At 58.9% G+C, this 17094-nt stretch carries 18 protein-coding genes and 5 pseudogenes; 7 read left to right on the plus strand and 16 right to left on the minus strand.

The window, feature by feature from the left end:
• Nucleotides 1–21 precede the first annotated feature (21 nt).
• A complete protein-coding gene (locus BS629_RS19255) occupies nt 22–1203 on the plus strand; it encodes an amino acid aminotransferase (RefSeq protein ID WP_018245236.1) in 1182 nt (393 codons plus the stop codon).
• A 121-nt stretch (nt 1204–1324) separates the two neighbouring features.
• On the opposite strand, the pseudogene BS629_RS39825 reads toward BS629_RS19255, so the two are convergent.
• A pseudogene (locus BS629_RS39825) lies at nt 1325–1534 on the minus strand (ISL3 family transposase); the annotation flags it as partial.
• 710 nt (nt 1535–2244) lie between these two features.
• Between BS629_RS39825 and BS629_RS19270 the strand changes: the two are divergent.
• Nucleotides 2245–3174 (plus strand): sugar ABC transporter substrate-binding protein, encoded by a 930-nt coding sequence (locus tag BS629_RS19270; RefSeq protein ID WP_018244093.1) that lies wholly within the window; start codon nt 2245–2247, stop codon nt 3172–3174.
• A gap of 177 nt (nt 3175–3351) precedes the next feature.
• Here the strand turns inward: BS629_RS19270 and BS629_RS39830 are convergent.
• Nucleotides 3352–3617, minus strand: a pseudogene (locus BS629_RS39830) (hypothetical protein); the annotation flags it as partial.
• Entirely contained in the window at nt 3607–3903 is a 297-nt protein-coding gene (locus BS629_RS19280) for a hypothetical protein (protein ID WP_018245238.1), read from the minus strand. The pseudogene BS629_RS39830 and the gene BS629_RS19280, both read right to left, overlap by 11 nt.
• 150 nt (nt 3904–4053) lie before the next feature.
• Between BS629_RS19280 and BS629_RS19285 the strand changes: the two genes are divergently transcribed.
• Nucleotides 4054–4344 carry an AraC family ligand binding domain-containing protein gene (locus tag BS629_RS19285; RefSeq protein WP_280806753.1) on the plus strand — a complete coding sequence of 97 codons (291 nt, stop codon included), beginning with the start codon at nt 4054–4056 and terminating at the stop codon, nt 4342–4344.
• Nucleotides 4345–4390: 46 nt separating this feature from the next.
• On the opposite strand, the gene BS629_RS19290 is transcribed toward BS629_RS19285, so the two are convergent.
• Entirely contained in the window at nt 4391–4597 is a 207-nt protein-coding gene (locus tag BS629_RS19290; protein WP_018245239.1) for a hypothetical protein, read from the minus strand.
• A gap of 330 nt (nt 4598–4927) precedes the next feature.
• On the opposite strand from BS629_RS19290, the gene BS629_RS19295 reads away from it, so the two are divergent.
• Entirely contained in the window at nt 4928–5146 is a 219-nt protein-coding gene (locus BS629_RS19295; protein WP_018245240.1) for a helix-turn-helix domain-containing protein, read from the plus strand.
• Nucleotides 5147–5710: 564 nt separating this feature from the next.
• A complete protein-coding gene (locus tag BS629_RS19300; RefSeq protein WP_018245242.1) occupies nt 5711–6184 on the plus strand; it encodes a VOC family protein in 474 nt (157 codons plus the stop codon).
• Between the two features lie 78 nt (nt 6185–6262).
• Here BS629_RS19300 and BS629_RS19305 read toward each other — a convergent pair.
• A pseudogene (locus BS629_RS19305) lies at nt 6263–6600 on the minus strand (HipA domain-containing protein); the annotation flags it as partial.
• 41 nt (nt 6601–6641) lie between these two features.
• Between BS629_RS19305 and BS629_RS38405 the strand changes: the two are divergent.
• Both BS629_RS38405 and BS629_RS19315 read left to right on the plus strand, forming a co-directional pair.
• A pseudogene (locus BS629_RS38405) lies at nt 6642–6932 on the plus strand (class I tRNA ligase family protein); the annotation flags it as partial.
• 51 nt (nt 6933–6983) lie between these two features.
• Nucleotides 6984–7199: pseudogene (locus tag BS629_RS19315) on the plus strand (IS6 family transposase); the annotation flags it as partial.
• Nucleotides 7200–7362: 163 nt separating this feature from the next.
• Here the strand turns inward: BS629_RS19315 and BS629_RS19320 are convergent.
• The 11 genes from BS629_RS19320 to BS629_RS19370 form a co-directional block, all read right to left on the minus strand.
• Entirely contained in the window at nt 7363–7980 is a 618-nt protein-coding gene (locus BS629_RS19320) for a nucleotidyltransferase family protein (protein ID WP_026242397.1), read from the minus strand.
• A 300-nt stretch (nt 7981–8280) separates the two neighbouring features.
• Nucleotides 8281–8478 carry a hypothetical protein gene (locus BS629_RS19325; protein ID WP_018245245.1) on the minus strand — a complete coding sequence of 66 codons (198 nt, stop codon included), beginning with the start codon at nt 8476–8478 and terminating at the stop codon, nt 8281–8283.
• A complete protein-coding gene (locus BS629_RS19330) occupies nt 8475–9182 on the minus strand; it encodes an XdhC family protein (RefSeq protein ID WP_018245246.1) in 708 nt (235 codons plus the stop codon). The genes BS629_RS19325 and BS629_RS19330 overlap by 4 nt, the downstream gene beginning before the upstream one ends.
• Nucleotides 9182–9511: an XdhC family protein gene (locus BS629_RS19335; RefSeq protein WP_018245247.1), complete on the minus strand. Its 330-nt coding sequence runs from the start codon at nt 9509–9511 to the stop codon at nt 9182–9184. The genes BS629_RS19330 and BS629_RS19335 overlap by 1 nt, the downstream gene beginning before the upstream one ends.
• 13 nt (nt 9512–9524) lie before the next feature.
• A complete protein-coding gene (locus BS629_RS19340; protein WP_077988350.1) occupies nt 9525–11867 on the minus strand; it encodes a beta-glucosidase family protein in 2343 nt (780 codons plus the stop codon).
• A 32-nt stretch (nt 11868–11899) separates the two neighbouring features.
• Nucleotides 11900–12379, minus strand: a complete 480-nt coding sequence (locus BS629_RS19345; RefSeq protein ID WP_018245249.1) for a MarR family winged helix-turn-helix transcriptional regulator — start codon at nt 12377–12379, stop codon at nt 11900–11902.
• A 52-nt stretch (nt 12380–12431) separates the two neighbouring features.
• On the minus strand, nt 12432–13028 hold the full coding sequence (locus BS629_RS19350; protein WP_018245250.1) for a cysteine hydrolase family protein: 597 nt from the start codon (nt 13026–13028) through the stop codon (nt 12432–12434).
• Nucleotides 13029–13030: 2 nt separating this feature from the next.
• Nucleotides 13031–14080 (minus strand): ABC transporter ATP-binding protein, encoded by a 1050-nt coding sequence (locus tag BS629_RS19355; protein ID WP_018245251.1) that lies wholly within the window; start codon nt 14078–14080, stop codon nt 13031–13033.
• The gene (locus BS629_RS19360) at nt 14067–14846 is read right to left on the minus strand and encodes an ABC transporter permease (protein ID WP_018245252.1); all 780 of its coding nucleotides are present in this window, start codon (nt 14844–14846) and stop codon (nt 14067–14069) included. The genes BS629_RS19355 and BS629_RS19360 overlap by 14 nt, the downstream gene beginning before the upstream one ends.
• Before the next feature lie 10 nt (nt 14847–14856).
• The gene (locus BS629_RS19365; RefSeq protein ID WP_018245253.1) at nt 14857–15771 is read right to left on the minus strand and encodes an ABC transporter permease; all 915 of its coding nucleotides are present in this window, start codon (nt 15769–15771) and stop codon (nt 14857–14859) included.
• On the minus strand, nt 15761–16837 hold the full coding sequence (locus BS629_RS19370) for an ABC transporter substrate-binding protein (RefSeq protein ID WP_032981498.1): 1077 nt from the start codon (nt 16835–16837) through the stop codon (nt 15761–15763). The genes BS629_RS19365 and BS629_RS19370 overlap by 11 nt, the downstream gene beginning before the upstream one ends.
• Between the last annotated feature and the right edge of the window lie 257 nt (nt 16838–17094).

Below are 17094 nucleotides of genomic sequence, written 5' to 3' on the forward strand. Positions count from 1 at the left end.
CCTTAATTCAAAGGAAAAGCCGTGTTCGAAACCCTCACTGCCGCGCCGCCAGACAAGATCCTCAGCCTCTCGGCTCTGTACAGAAATGACGCACGGCCGACGAAAATGGATCTCGGCGTCGGCGTCTACAAGGATTCGCAGGGTGCGACCGTCATCATGCGGGCCGTGCGTGACGCTGAGAAGCGCCTCTATGAAAGCCAGACGAGCAAGACCTATGTCGGCATGGCAGGCGATGAGGGTTTCAACAAGGCCATGCTGAAGCTGGTCTTTGGCGAGAAGGCCGATCTCTCGCGCATGTTCGCCTGCCAGACAGCGGGCGGCTCGGGCGCACTCCGCACGATCGCCGACCTATTGGTAAAGGCCCGGCCGGACGCCACCGTCTGGCTCTCCGACCCGACCTGGGTGAATCATGTACCGATCCTGAAGGCTGCAGGCCTCAATATCGCGACCTATCCCTATTTCGATCCCGCCAGCGGCACGGTGAAGGCCGAGGCCATGCTCAAGGGATTGAAGCAGGCAAAGGCCGGCGACATCATTCTGGTGCATGGCTGCTGCCACAACCCGACCGGCGCCAATCTGACGATCGAGCAATGGGGTCTGGTGGCGGATCTTCTCGTCGAACGCGACCTTTTTCCCTTTATCGATCTTGCCTATCAAGGCTTTGGCGACGGTTTGGAGGCAGATGCCGCCGCCGTTCGCCTGCTCGCAAGCAAGGTGCCGGAAATGGCTGTCGCCACCTCCTGCTCGAAGAACTTTTCGGTCTACCGCGACCGCGTCGGCGCCGTCATCCTGATGGGCAGGGACGCAGAAAGTGTAAAGATCGCTGGCAGTCAGGCGCTCGCCACCACTCGCGTGCTGTATTCCATGCCGCCGGACCATGCCGCCGCCGCCGTCCGCCTTATCCTCGAGGACGATACACTGCGCGCTGACTGGAAGTCCGAACTAGAAGCTATGCGGCTTCGTATGCTCAACCTGCGAAAGGGCTTTGCCGAAGCGCTCCGTCGCCAGTCCAACACCTCGCGCTTCGACTTTATTGCCGACCATCGGGGTATGTTCTCGCGGCTCGGCCTGACCGAAGCGCAGGTCGACCGCCTGCGAGATGAATTCGGCATCTATATGGTTGGTGATTCCCGCTTCAATGTCGCGGGCCTCAGGGAAGACCGGCTCGACGACCTCGCCAAGGCTGTTGTTTCGGTGCTCTGAGCCCAAGGACCTGCCAGTTCAGTGGGCGAAGCTGTGGGCGTCTTCTGCTAACTTGAACGGGTCAATCTGCAAATGAAGCGTCAACGCCATTCGCTATCGCAGAACGCGTTCTGAAACGGTGCGACACGGCCGTGATGCCTGGATGAACGGCAAGCCACGCTTCCGCCGTTGCCATCTCGCGGTCGGGCAACAACCCCACGATGCTCCGCCTCTATAAATCACAGACTATGCTGCCGTAGCGGCAGCTGCGACGCCAGGCCCAGTCACAGATGCCAATGACATTCAGCGTTTCCGTTGGAGCGCGCGCGCGCCGACGGACGACGCGGAGCAACCCTTGAAGTGCAGTTTGGAGCACCGCTGCACCTTGCAACAACAAGGGCGTTTCACTGAGCGAAAAGGACGAACGTCACCCCAAAGGTATTTCGACAATTAGTGCAGATCTGGGTGACCTGGCTGGAGGCTAGGGCGCAAGCGATTTCCAGTGTTCTGAGGCTTGCAATCCCGCCAATTTTCGGGATGCGCTCGCTTCTTGCCGGGTTCCGGATTTCGTCGGGGGCACCTGGAATAACGATCACTTTCTCAACCGAGATCGGCCAGCTCGTGCCCTTCGATATCGTCATCCCGAAAACATCTGGGGATGATGGGATTCCCTCATTTCCCTCAACATTCTTTCAAGAATGCAAGTGAGCTCCTTGCCAGAATGATGGATTGCTGCGGAATTTCGCGTAGAGATTCGTGAAGCGGTCAATTTCGCTCCACCGGAAAAACGGAACTCATGAGGAGATAGCGAATGCCATCCACGCGCTTTGCGCTCACTTGAAGGATTCGGCCAGCGCGGTGAAACAAAAGGCTCAACTGAAGCGCTGAGCCACACGAGTCCGGCTCTTATGGGCGGTTGGCGGCCGCGCCGGCGCTTTGAAGCTGTGTGTCAGTGCGGTGAGTAACGAGATCGATCGCGAGATAGAATAGGCTTCAGAGCAAATGCCTGGAGTTCCGGCGTGAGGAGGGTGCAGCCGGGCACCGCTTTGTGGAGGAAGTAAAATGAAAAAGTTTATCCTGGGGACTGCGATGGCGCTCGTCATGTCGACGGCGGCTCACGCAGAAACTGTCGGCGTCTCGATGGCGAAATTCGACGACAATTTCCTGACGGTTCTGCGCAACGGCATGACCGATTATGCAAAGACACTCAGCGGTGTGACGCTGCAGGTTGAAGACGCACAGAACGACGTTTCCAAGCAGCAGAGCCAGATCCAGAATTTCATCGCCTCCAAGGTCGATGCAATCATCGTCAACCCTGTCGATACCGATGCGACCACGGCAATGTCGAAGCTCGCGGCCGATGCCGGCATTCCGCTGGTTTACGTCAACCGTCAGCCGGTCAACGTCGACACGCTGCCGGACAAGCAGGCCTTCGTCGCTTCCAACGAGCAGGAATCCGGCACGCTGGAAACCAAGGAAATCTGCCGCATTCTCGGCGGCAAGGGCAAGGCCGTCGTGATCATGGGCGAGCTCTCCAACCAGGCTGCGCGCATGCGGACCCAGGACGTCCACGACGTCATCAAGACGGATGAATGCAAGGGTCTGGAGATCGTCGAAGAGCAGACGGCGAACTGGGACCGCACCCAGGGCGCCGACCTGATGACCAACTGGCTCTCCAGCGGCATCGAATTCGACGCCGTGATCTCCAACAACGACGAAATGGCGATTGGCGCCATCCAGGCGCTGAAGGCAGCCGGCAAGGATATGACCAAGGTTGTCGTCGGCGGCGTCGACGCCACGCAGGACGCGCTTGCCGCCATGCAGGCGGGTGATCTCGACGTCACGGTGTTCCAGGATGCCGCCGGCCAGGGCAAGGGCTCGCTCGATGCAGCGCTCAAGCTCGCCAAGGGCGAAAAGATCGACAAGAAGGTCTACATTCCCTTCCAGCTCGTGACGCCTGCCAACGTCAAGGACTTCGTCACCAAGAACTGAGGCGATGAGCAAAAGGTGCGGGCTTTGCCCGCACCTCACAGCATCAGTATGCGGTGCAGGCGACAGCCGACGTTCTCGGCGGCTACCGAGACGGCTAGACCCGACAAAACCGCGCGGCGTTGTCGTGGAGCTGCAGGCAGTTTACATCTGTTGCCAGCGCCCCCCGGCTATTCCGCTAGGGTCCAGTCGGCCGAAGGCATGGGTCAGCTCAGACAGGCAGACCGCCGAATGGTGACATAGGCGATACGTGATCAGCCTATCGACCTCCACCGGCGAGCGCCCTTGAAACATCCAGGTAGACGCTCGTATCCAGGAACAGAGGCCCTCCGATTGCCGGTTCGTCGGCAGCCCAAGGAAGATCTTCGTCGGGGCCTGCGCTCGAGCGTCCCGACGTGCTTCTGGGGCTTTAGTGATCGCGGGATTTCAGAGAGTTCAAATCCCAAGATCGATATCCGTCGGGATGCGGCCCTTGCGGCCCACCAGACGTGCGCCAAAGTCGTCTTCGAGAGCCAGCCGTGAAAGCGCCAATTCCAGCAACTCAGTGTCAGATGTAACATGGGCACGCTTCTTGGCTGCCTCGATCAACTCCGACGGCACTCGCCCCGACAAGCGGGTATTCTTCGCCGTACCAAGGAGACCGACGGCCTTCGCTTGCTCAAGTACGAGCCTATTGCGAGTCAACGCGACTTCCGCTTCGCTTTCCGCAACAGTTCGTGGTTGGGTAGCCATAAGAATCTCCCGTGTTGAGCAGAATATAGATTGTGTTGAACAGGAAGGCGAAGTTCAATAGCAGTAGGGGTTGCGATCCAGGAGTTCGCGGCAATCCACCATGGGAATGACGACGGGGAGCGGGCACCGGACGGGTGGAGACCGACAACGATACCCGAAGGCTCTATTTTCCTGCTCTTTCCCGGTGCCCGGCACCGGTATGCCCCGCATCGCCGTACCGGATGGGTCGAGCACTGGATCGAATGCCGGGGAGGCGCCTTCAATTTCGCATGCGACGCCGGCTCGGCGCAACCGGAGCAACCAAGCAGCTCCGAGATTTCAGATTTGTTCACTTCGATCCACGCGTTGGCGCAGCCCGATACCGCGCGCAATCAGCCGCGCATCTCAACCCTTGGATTTCAGTTGGCTTTTCACTCGATTACTGACCAAAAATTATATTAAAATATTGGTCAGAAAGCGCCTGCTATCCCGAGACTCAAGCTTGAGACTATTCTTCTAGCAGGCCGTCGAAGACCTCGAGCATGGCATCGCTGATGGCCTTGCCAAGTGCGGCGGCAGTCTCCGCCAGCGCTTCCTCATTCATATCACGAGCAGCCATCGCGAAGGCCGCACCTTCGGCCGCAACGATTGCTTGCGCGCGTTGGATTGCCCAGAGCGCCAAGTCACTGCGGTTGCTGATCTCCACGGTCTCCATGTTTTCTCCTGATCTGTACGAGCGATCCCTTATAGCGGATCTGTCGGACGATGTAGTCTGAAGAGTCGTTTTAAGAATGAACCCGAGGTAGCGAAAGACAGCAGTTCGATCTGTTTGTTTCGCCTGAGGCGGCATCTACGATACCTCTCGTCGGCCGCATGCAAGGGGCGTCCGCTCCTTCATCACGTCAGATCTGTACTCCGTCGCACAAACTGATAGAAAGAGCGCCCGCGGAAATCGAGAAATCGTCCGCTGCCGGACGCGGTCGGCAGCGGTGGAACTAGAAAACGGTTTGCACGTTTTCCGGCCGCCAAAAGGAGCCTCAACGACATGAACATGGCCTCGAAGATTGCGAAATCCCCTGTTGTCCCGTCCATCGGCGCCCTGCTTGCAGAGGCTCGCCAGGCTCGCGGCTATTCGCTGGACGACGTCGCAGAAACTACTGGTCTGACTGTTGCGGAGGTGACAGCTCTGGAGAACGACGCGGATTTCGACGCGTCGAGGATCCGAAGAACCGCAGCCGCTCTAGGGGTTTTAGACAAGATTTGAGACGCGCGACGCGCTGACATCGTTACACAGCTACTTCAAGGAGAGTGCCTGCCGCAGCTCATTGAGTAGAGGTCGCGCTTCAATGGGAAGCCGTCCAATGCTGGTACAGCTTATAGGGACAATTAAGCGCCTGACTCAGCCCGGCTGGGACGAGTCGGCTGGCCCAAATCAATTTGCCGAGCGCCTGAAGTCATTCGTCGCAACCTTGCTTTTTAGAGACGCTCGCGCGTCACCTTGCCGAGCGCAGTTTACCGGGTCATTGAGCACTAAACCGGGAGTGCGCTGGTCCTGTTCGATGGACGCGGGCAGCGGTTTGATCTTTGACGGGTCAGAAGTTCATATCGTCTCAAGAGCCCCATCGTCGCCTTGGGCAAATAAGATTTGGATGACGAACCTTATCGCTTGAAGACGACGATTTTCTCCGCCGTCATCTCCCGCGCCGATATCGCTACCGTTGCCGACCAAAGAATCTTTTTGGGATGATGTCGGTTCCTCGATAACTCGTCCGTCTTTCAATCATGACGACTGCTAGACCCCTCACACCAAATCATGAAAGGGACTGAAATGGCCAAGAACACGATCTGCCTTTGGTTCGAGAAAGATGCCGAGGAAGCTGCAAACTTTTATGCGCAGACTTTCCCTGATAGCGCTGTCGGAGCCATTATTCGAGCACCCGGCGATTATCCGGATGGAAAAGTCGGCAACGTTTTGGTTGTCGAATTTACGGTTGCCGGTGTCTCTTGCGTCGGATTGAACGGCGGCTCAACCTTCAAACACAGTGAAGCATTCTCATTCCAGATTTCGACAGAAAACCAGGAGGAAACCGACCGATATTGGAACGCCATCGTTGGAAATGGCGGACGGGAAAGCGAATGCGGGTGGTGCAAGGACCGTTGGGGAATCTCGTGGCAGATCACGCCGCGCGTTTTGATGGATGCCATGAGAACTGGTGGGATTGAAGCAAAAAGAGCCTTCGACGCGATGATGAAGATGCAGAAGATCGACGTCGCGGCAATTGAAGCGGCCGTTCGAGGATAGCGTCGTCGGCAACTTGGCCGCCCACTCTACCGCCAACGTTTCAAGGCGCAATAGCCAGTGTCGGCAACCCGTCTGCCAACCAACGAGGACATTGAAGCAAAGGCGAGAAAACAGCTCTCTCAATGTTTCAGGAACGGAGGTAAAACGCGTACGCTTTCAGCCAGATCCTGATAGCTTGCATATCGCGCGTGCATTTCGTCGAGCTCGAGCATGGTCAAGGCGGATACCATCGACCGGCGATACCAAGCGTTGCCAGCGCGCTGGACAAGCAATACGTCCTTCCCCGACGCTCGGACGACCTTTACAGGCGATACATTCAGACCTGAAAGCGCGGCCAGGCGCATGGCAATGTATTCGCCCTTCACCACGCTATACGTGTCAGAGCTGCTCGAGAATTTTGCGATGAATTTGCGCGCCTTCGCGTAGTGCTGAACGAGCACGCGGCTGGGGCGTGCCCGTGCCTGGGAGCAACGACGTTATCTATGTCTGGTTCGATGCTCTGGCGAACTATCTCAGAAGGCTCGATTACGGTTCCGACGAAACCCTGTTCTGGCGAAACTGGGCACAGCAAGGCGAGCCCTCCCACTTTGTCGGCAAGGAAATTTCCAAGTTTCACGCGATTTAATGGCCAGCGATACTCCTGTCTGCCGAAGTGCTGCTCCCGTCATCGATCTTCGTTCATGGCTACCTAACGGTAGACGGCGAAAGATCGGAAAATCGGCGGGCAACGGCATCGATGGGCCTCGTGGAGTACTATCAGACCAAGGACGCAATGCACTATTACCTGCTTCGCAATATGGGCCTGAACAATCGCGCTGAGAATTCTCATGTGCCACCTCGAAAACGAGAACGGATGATGCATGGATTTCGATCTGCCGGCGGCTTTCAACGTTTCATCTCGGTCTTTTCAGCAACCAGAACTATTTCGTCCCGTCTCACCAGAAACGCTCAGCCCTCGGCACCCATAGTCATCGCATCAGCGCATTGGAAAGTCGTGACCGGCGCAACTGCGTAAATTCATCGGCAAACGCTTTGTCGGCGATTAAGCGAACAACGTGACATAGCCCTTCGAACACAGGCGCCGTCCCTGGCTAGCTTGTCGAGCAGATAGCCGTCAGTGACAGCCGTACGACGAGATCACGGCTCGCCGAGGTTGGCTCAGTCAACATTATAAGCCTTCAGACTGTTCCAGCAGGTGTCCCGCCGGCCGCAATGATCGCCTCCGGCGTGTCGACGTCGATCTGCGCCGCATCACCAATCTCGACGTCTGTCACCGCCAGCCCGGAGGTTTCGATCAGATGGCGGGCGCCCACATCTCCCTCCAGGCGGAGAACGGCATCGTTCAGCGCCCGCGGCAGGATGACCGGATTTCCGCGCTTGCCTTGCGATACGGCGCGAACAATAGATGCGCCATTGGCGTCGCGAAACGCGGTGATCATTCTGTTCAAATCGTCTGTGGTCACGCCCGGCATGTCAGCGAGCATGACGAGAACGCCCTCCGTGTCGTCGGCCGCGGCAGCGGCAAAGCCCGTCGTAAGCGAACTTGCCATGCCCGCCGGGTAGGCCGGATTTGCGATGATCGTCACCGGGAGATCGACCAGGACCTTGCGGATGTCATCTTGGCGATGGCCGACGACAACCGTGACCGATGCGGCATCGCTGCCCATCGCGATCAGGGCTGACCGGCGAACAAGCGGCATGCCGTCAAAAGCAGCCAGCAGCTTGTGACCTCCGTTCGGGCCCATGCGCGTTGCCATTCCTGCCGCCAGCAGGACGATTGCGACCTTTGGCTGCAATGACGTCTCCTTCAAGGTCTCACGCGGCATCGACCCTGTCTGGATTTCCATTAGCAGTCCACCCACGCCCATGCGACCAATATCGTACCCGTTGGGATGTTCCCCTGCTAGAATCCGCTCCGGCAGTCGATCGAAGCCATTCCGTTTTGGGCCGCGGGCGTAACCCCGGATCCCCGACGGCATAACAGGTACCGATCTCGCCGAAAAACCATGAGGTTTCCCGGATCCATCGGGATGTCGACGCGCAGGACTGCGGGAATGAAATCGCCATGCACCGACGACGATGATCAGTCGCGGGCTTCATCGGCAATGGGCGGCGGCATCTCTCCGAATGGTATCGCCGATGCGGGCTGCCGTCACCTTGACGAAGGCCTGCCCGCTCCAGCTACACAAGGTCGCCTTGGCATAGTACATGCCGCTTCGAACGGGCTTCTTCCGTAGGTCGTAGCGCATGAGGCGACCAGCCAGCGTCGTCGGCAAGAACTGAGGGCGTTTCATTGCGGCCCATCCCAGGAGAGCGAAGGGCGGCGCGAGTGAAGCGCCTGGATGACCTGAGCCAATATGGCCACGGCGATCTCGGCGGGGTTGGACGCACCTATATCAAGCCCGATCGGAGCGTGGATGGTTGAAAGTGCATCGGCGCCAAAGCCGTCCGCGGCAAGGCGTTCGGTCCGCGCGGCGTGGGTCTTTTGACTGCCGAGTGCGCCAATGTAGAAGCAGCCGGTGCGCAATGCCGCGGCCAGGGGAAAATCATCGATCTTCGGATCGTGGGTGAGCGCGACCAAGGCGGTGTAACGGTCGAGCGGATCGGCCGTAAGCGCATCGGCAGGCCAATCGGCGGACAGCAGCACGTCAGGAAAGCGATCCCGCGTCGCAAAGGCCGTGCGAGGGTCTATGACCCGCACATCGAAGCCAGCGAGCCTTGCCATCTGCGTCAGACATTGGCTGATATGGACGGCGCCGATGATGGCAATACGCGGGGCGGGCATGTAAACGTTGACGAAGCCGCTTGCGGAAGCGCTGTCGAAGGCTATAGAGCGGCCGGACCGAAAGGCACGTTCGACGAGTGCGACAAACGGTTCCTCGATCGGGTCACCTTCCAGGATGACATGCTCCTCGTCGGCATGATGATCGGTCAGAAGCACTGCGGCAACACGTTTTCGACGCGCGGCGTTCAGGCTTTGCAGACTGTTGAGGCGCATCAGCCGATCCTTTCGACATAGACGCGGATGCGCCCGCCGCAGGACAAGCCGACTCGCCAGGCAGTTTCGTCCGCGACACCGAATTCCAGCATCTGCGCCTTGCCGTCGGCAATCACATCGATGGCCGCCGTGATCACCGCACCTTCGATGCAGCCGCCGGAGACCGAGCCTTCGAAATTGCCATCAGCGTCGACCACTAGATGGCTGCCCGCCAAACACGGCGCCGAACCCCAGGTTTCGATCACGGTCGCAATCGAAACATCACGACCAGCTGCTATCCATTCTTCGGCAGCAAAAAGGGGGTCGGTTGCGTATATTGCGGTTGTCATTTCGGCCCTCAGGTCAATGGTCGTTTAGTCCTGCAAAGATCTTGGCGATATCCGTCTCTTTGACGCTATCTCCGACATACCAGCTCAAAGTGTCGTAGAATCCGAGAAAGGACCCCTTCGTTTTTGCAAGAAGCGCCGTAGCTTCTGCACTTGAGATCGAAAGCCTGGCGACGAAGAAACTGACAAGAACAGCCTCAGCCCTAGGGTGGGCAAAGACGAGGGCTGTTGGAGAATTGGGCGAAATCAGTGGCAACACAGGAGCGGGCAACTTACATGGCAGAGTAACTGACAAGCGGATATCGCGCGAGGATGCCGCAGCTTCGATCACGAAAGCCTCCGCATCGAGAACCCAAGCGGAGCGTGCCGTATCGAAATAGCGGAAATCGCGCTGCCTCAGCGTCAAGCTCACCGTCTTCGTCTCGCCAGGCTGCAGATGCAGCTTGGCGAAGGACTTGAGTTCGCGGATTGGCCGCTTCAGGCCGGGCGCAAGCGGGCGCACATAAAGCTGGACGACTTCCTTGCCGGCGACCGATCCGCTGTTACGGACAGTAACACGCACCGTGCAACTCGTATCCGCGCCGATCTCGCTCTTGTCGAGCTCCATATTCTCATACGTAAACGAGGTGTAGCTGAGCCCGTGCCCGAACGGGAAAGCGGGGACGATTTCTTTTAAATCATAGAACCGATACCCGACGAAAATACCCTCGCTATAGACATGCCGCCCGTGCTCGCCCGGGTAGGTGTGCCAGCCTGGAATATCGTTCACGCGCGCGGGCATGCTGGCAGAGAGTTTACCGCAAGGGTTCTGCTCGCCGAACAGAATACGGGCGATCGCTTCGCCGCCGCCCTGCCCGGCATAGAAGCTGGCAAGCACGGCATCAACATCGTGGAGCCACGGCATCTCGACGGTATCCGGCATCGACAGCACGACGACGATCTTGCGACCGGCTGACGCCAGTGCCTTGATGAGGGCGTCGTGGCTGGCGGCGAGCTTCAGTGTGTCGCGGTCATTGCCTTCGCCGTGGCGGCTCTTCTCGTTTTCCGCGAACACCACAACGACATCGGCGCGTGACGCAGCCTCAACGATCGCCTCGATCGAGGCCAACAGGTCCCCCTGCGCGGCGCAGGAGAAGGGCTGATGCCGCACCGTCAAGGTGTCTCCGGCCCGCTTGGCGATCTGAGCCAAGGGACTGTCGACGCGATAAGGATTGGTGGTGGCCGAGCCGGAGCCCTGGATGACCGGAATGACAGCGCCATCGCCGACGATGAGAAGCTCGCCCGGGCGGCCGGGATCAAGTGGCAGCGCCTTGCCTACGTTGCGCAGCAGCACGATCGACTCCGCCGCGATTTCGCGTGACAGCGCATGATGCGCGTCGAGATCCGCCGCCGTGCCGCGCTCCTCGTGCATCTTGCACTTGACCACGAACGCCAGAACCCTGGCGCAGGCGGCATAGATCAACTCAGTCGGCACGTCGCCGGCTTCGATCGCGGCGTGAAGGCGCGCCTTGCGCGGCTGGCTTTCCGGCATGTCGAGTTCGGTGCCGGCATTGAGCGCGGCGCCACGATCCTTGATCGCATGCCAGTCGGAGACGACCAGTCCGTCATAACCCCATTCCTCGCGCAGCACGGTGCGGAGCAGCCAATGATGCTCGGCTGCCTGGATGCCGTTCAGCGGATTGTAGGCGCTCATCACGGTCCACGGCGCGCTCCTTTCGATTGCCCGCTCGAAGCCCGCCAGATAGATTTCGCGCAGGGCCCGCTCGTCGACGTCAGAACTGGTCGTGGTTCGCTCGATTTCCGAATTGTTGCAGGCGAAATGCTTCAGCGAGGCGCCGACGCCATGATCCTGCAGGCCTGAGATGACAGCAGCAGCGAGTTCACCACTGATGACGGGATCCTCGGAATAATATTCGTAGGCCCGCCCAGCCAATGGCGTGCGCCGGATGTTGATGCCGGGGCCAAGTAGCAGATGAACGCCGAAATCCTGGCACTCGGCCGCAAGTGCCGCCCCCATGCGGTAGGCAAGATCGATATCCCAGGAACAGCCAAGCAGATTGCCGTTTGGAAAGCATGTGGCCGGGCGGGTGGCGCCGAACATGCCGCCTGGCCCATCGCCCTGTTGCCCGACGAGATCGAGGAATGCCTGGAGACTGTCTTCGTCGTTGTCGCCGGCATCGATCTGGGTGGTCGAATAGCGCACGCCATACGCACCATCGGTCATGACGACCGAAGGGATGCCGAGCCTTTCGATCGATGCCGTTTTCCACAGCCCGCGTCCGCTCAGTAGAGCGACCTTTTCGCCGACGGTCATTTGGCCAACGAGCGATGGGATTTCGTCTTCGCTGAGCTGGAACATGGGTAGTCTCCGAGGTTACGGCAGGCGTCGGCTCAGCAGATTTTCTGAAGGAGTTCCATTAGCATCATGCGCTCGGCAACCGTCAGGTTACTCAGTGTTTCCTGCGAAATCTGCAGTGCGACCGACAGGTTGCGAGCCACCGTCGCCTCGCCGTCCGGCGTCAGCGTCAGCACCAACCGCCGTGCGTCGGTTGCGTCGGGTGCTGTGTGAACCAGCCCGCGCTTCACCAGTCGATCGACGACCCCCTTGATTGTCGCCATGTCCATGGCGGTTTCACGGCCGAGATTGCCCTGCGAACAGGGCTGCAGTTCGTTGAGCTTGACCAGCGCTGCCCATTGGGTCGTGGTCAGTTTCTCCGCCATCAGGCTCGCAAAGATCGCCACGTGCCGCTGGTTTGCCTGCCGCAGATAGAAGCCGATCTGTTCGCCAAGCGCATACTCGGCCTGCTGGCCTTGAACCTTAGGCTGTGCCGCCTTCCTGCGGCCGCCTTTGTCTTTGAAGGGAACATCCATCGGATCTCTCAAATCTGCCTGTTCGTCGTGATTGGCAATCGCATTGTCGAACTCAGTCTCGCCATAAATCCAGGATGGCTTCTGTCGATAAGATTTCGATCTGCTCCGAAAGCCTCGGCACCAAGATCTCGGTTACCATGGCGTGCGCTTTCATGTCACCGCTTCCCAGCGCATCCTCGGCCAGGATGACCCGGTAGCCGGCGTCCACCGCATCGAGAACGCTCGCGTAGACGCAGACGTCTGTCTCGACGCCTGAGAAAATCAGAGTGTCCGTTCCCGAGTTCTGCAAGCGGCGGGCGAAACCAGGCGAACCGAAGACGGAATAGGTTTCTTTGTCGACGATGGAGCCAGGACCGGCGATCGCCGCCAGCGGCGCGACCAGATCCAGCACGGTCGCGTCGAGCTCATCCAGCGTCACCGATGACCAGCGGCGATAGTAGTTCTTCCAGCGGCCTTTTGCATCTTCCGCGTTCTGCGGAACCACAAATCGGACAAAGATCGTGTCGAACGGGCGCGCTTGGCTGAGCGCCAGCACGTTCGGAAGAATGTCGGCGATTGCTGGTGTATGCCACGCCGTTTCCTCGGCAAACAGACGTTGCATGTCGATGACGACATGCAACGTATTCTTGGAGAGCGGCGCGGTTGCCATGATCAGTCGGCCACCGAGACGGTGTGTTCCGGGGCCCAGCTCAGGGTGATGCTGTCTCCATCGCTCAGAATCTTCCCATCGCGGTTCTGCGCAAACAGCTTCAGCGGCAGGCCATCGGCAGTCTCTAGCAGATAGGAAAGCACGGGACCTGCATAGATGACCGTGGTGATGCGTGCCGTTAGGCTATTGCCGTCCGTCGGACCAGATACGATCGACATCTTTTCCGGGCGAACCGCAAGCGTAATTTTGGATCCGCTTGATGGCAACGTCCCAGTTGTCCGGACGACCGTCCCATCGGCCAGACGCACGGCTCCATTATCCACCGTCCCGGTGAGGAAGTTGGAATCGCCGAGGAATTCCGCTGCAAAGCGCGTCAGTGGCCGTTCGTAGACGGTTTCCGGCTCGCCGATCTGAACGATGCGGCCCTTGTCGAGGATGGCCACCTTGTCGGACAGCGTCAGCGCTTCTTCCTGGTCGTGGGTAACGAAGATCGTCGTCAGGCCGCTTTCACGCTGGATGCGCAGCAGTTCGACCTGCATCTCCTGGCGAAGGCGGCGATCGAGCGCCGACAGCGGCTCGTCGAGAAGAAGTACGCTCGGCTTGATGACGATGGCGCGGGCCAGTGCGACGCGCTGCTGCTGACCCCCGGACAGTTGCTTGGGCGTGCGGTCGCCGAAGCCGGGAAGACGGACCATCTCAAGAGCCCGATCAACTTCCTTGCGCGCGGCGGCGCCCTTGATGCCTCGACGTTCGAGACCGAAGGCGACGTTCTGGGCGATCGTCATATGCGGGAAAAGTGCGTAGGACTGGAACATCATGCCAATGTTGCGGCCCCAGACAGGGATGTCGGTGACATCGTTGTTGCCGATCCTGACGATACCCTGGTCCGGCTTGATGAAGCCCGCGATGATGCGCAGAAGCGTGGTCTTGCCGGAACCGGATGGGCCGAGAAGGCTGGTGAAGGAGCCTTCGGGAAACTCGGTGGTGATATCCGACAGGACGGGCGTGGTGCCGTAGGTCTTGGCGACGGAATTGACTTTAACGTTTGTCACGAGTGTCTCCAGGCTTGGCGAAACGCGCAAAAATCAGGATGATCGTCATCGAGCCGAGCAGAAGTACGGTCGAGATCGCGTTGATTTCGGGGGTGAAGCCCTTGCGGATCGAGGAGTAGATTTGCACCGGCAGCGTGGTGTAGCCGGGCGTTGCGAGAAAGTAGGAAATCACGAACTGGTCGAGCGAAACCGCGAAGGCAAACAGCGCGGCGCCTAGGATGCTCGGATAGAGCAGCGGCAATGTCACCGAGAAAAAGGCGTGAACCGGTGTGGATCCGAGGCTCATGGCTGCTTCTTCCAGATCGGCACGAATAGTACGGAAGCCGGTCCCGACCACCAGAACCACATAGGGGATTGCGAGTGCGACGTGGCCGATCAGCAGGGCATGCATGCCACGCCCGATGCCGCTCCAGTAAAAAAAGATCAGCATCGCCGTGCCGGTAATCAGCCACGGAATGGCAATCGGCGGCAGTAGCATTAGCTGCAGCAGGCTCCTGCCGCGGAATGTCCGTCGCGACAGCGCCACCGAAGCCATGGTCCCAAGCGCCGTCGCCAGCACTGCCGTGATCGTGGCGATGACGATGCTGTTCAGGCCAGCCGTCAGAAGCACGGTGTTGCTCGACAGAGCCTGATACCATTGCAACGAGAAGCTGAAGGGCAGTTCATAGAGCGGCGATGCGTTGAACCCCATTGCCATCATCACGAGAATGGGCGTGTAGAGGAAGATAAGGATCGCAATGAGATAGATACGGCCAAGCGGTTTCATGATCCTCTCCTCAAGCTACCGTGCCACGGCGCAGAGCGCCGGAGAAGGTTGCGAAAATGGCGAGCACGACGGCCAGAAGCGTAAAGGACAAAGATGCGCCCAGCGGCCAGTTGAAGGCCTGCGTGAACTGGTCTTCGATCACCGTTCCCATGGTGACGCCGACACGTCCGCCCAGGATGCGCGGTTCCATGAAAGAGCCGATCACCGGAATGAAGATCAGAACGGAGCCAGAAATCAGGCCGGGTGCGGCGAGCGGCACCAAAATCTTGAACAAAATGGTCCACCAGCGCGCGCCGAGACTCGATGCAGCCTCAATGATCGCGTCATCGATAGCCACAAGCGCGATGTAGCAAGTCAGGATCATGTAGGGCAGATAGCCGTGAACAAGACCGACCACGATGGCATAGCGCGTATAAAGAAAACCGATCGATCCGGCATCGGGCGCGATCATATGCAGGAGATTGTCAAGGAAGCCGTTTTCCCGGAGTACCATGGTCCACGAAAAGACGCGCACAAGACCGTTGGTCCAGAATGGCAGGAGAATGAGGATCAACAACATCTCACGCGTCTTGCCGAAGGTCGAGCGGACCAAAGCCACAGCCGCCAGGAAACCCAGCACTGCGCAGAACAGCGTCGTCCAGAAACCGATCAGCAGCGACGTGATGCCGATCCCGACCAGATAGGGTTGGTCGATGAACGCGCGGTACTGCTTCAGCGTAAAGACGATCGGGGCCTTGCCCATCGGTGTCGCGGACATGAAGCTGAACACGAGCATGGTCAGCAGCGGCAGGAAAACGGCAAGTGTCAGCCATCCATAGGTCGGCAGCAGCAGTGCCGTCGTCGATATCCATGGGGGGAGCGGGCGCCGGCTGCGCGGACCCGAAGGTCCGCGCTCTGACGCTGAAATCACTCGATCATTCTGCATAGAAGGCTTTCACTTCCTGCCAGATATTGTTGAAGGCTTCACGGCGGTCGTCGGGAATGCCCGAGACAAAGGACGTCGTCTTTAAGTACTCGGTCTTGTGCACCAAACGCGTGAGATCGTCGGCGGGGAGTGCCGAAAGGGCTGCCGAATTCGACGAGGCGGGCGCCCCTATCTTGGTTGCCCACTCGACATAAAATGTCGGATCGATCATCCAGTTGATGAAGGCAAGAGCACCTTCTGGATTCGGCGCCGATGACGGAATCCCGAGACCATCGACCCAACCGACGCCGCCTTCCTTAGGCACTACGAACTGAACCGGAAGTTTGGAAACGCGCTTGGAGCGTACTGAACCGCCCGACCAGAACAGCGACAGGTCGAATTCCTTGGCGGCGAACGACTTGTTCCACTGGTCTTCCGTCGACCACAGCAACTTGACGTTCGGCTTGATGGACTTCAGTGCGGCCGTGACAGCAGCCAGATCCTTGGGATCGTTGATGTCCTGCCCGCTCATCAGCGCGCCGACACCGACATTGATGATGGCGTCGTCGTCCATGGCAACACGACCCTTATAGGCCGGGTCTGCGAGGACCGCATAACTGTCGGGAACGGTCATGCCTTCACGGATGGCAAGCGAGGTCATGCCCCAGACCCAAGGAACGGCATAGCCCTTGCCGTCCTTGCTGAAGTTCGGGTTGGCGCGGAGGGTCTCATCGACCGTTGAGGCGTTTGGAACCTTGCTGAAATCGATCGGCTGCAGCAGGTCTTCGGCAACCGCCTGGGCGCAACGCGCAGCATTGAGGATAACCAGATCATAAGCCCCCGGATTGGTGCGCAGCTTGGTGAGCATTTCCGATTCCGAGCTATAGTAGTCGTGAACGACCGTGATGCCGGTCTTTGCCGCGAAAGCCTCGACAGACCATTTTTCGTCCGTTCCGTAGCCTTGCCAGTTCAGGACCGTGATGGTGCCCGCCGAAAAAGCCTTGCGCGGGAGGCTAGAGAAGCTGACGCCAGCGACAAGCGCCGCGGACATTAATTTCATGGTGTTGCGTCTGGTGAGTTCAGTCATTGTGGCACCCCTCTTGAACATACACAGTTATGGACGATCGTGACCGCGGTCAGCGACCTCAACGGATCGGCAAGGCCGAAAACAGAAGACATGCCAAATGCACATCAACTAATTTGTGTACCAACTATAACCAGAGGAGAGCGAAGGCTCGAGGCGCATGATTTCCAGGCGAGCAAAAGCCTGCGCCGCAAAGAGCGGAACATGACTTCATAACCGAGATATCGGTGCCGTACTTCGATAATGACCCACCTAAATCA

Source organism: Rhizobium leguminosarum bv. viciae USDA 2370, assembly GCF_002008365.1.
Classification (GTDB): Bacteria; Pseudomonadota; Alphaproteobacteria; order Rhizobiales; family Rhizobiaceae; genus Rhizobium; species Rhizobium leguminosarum.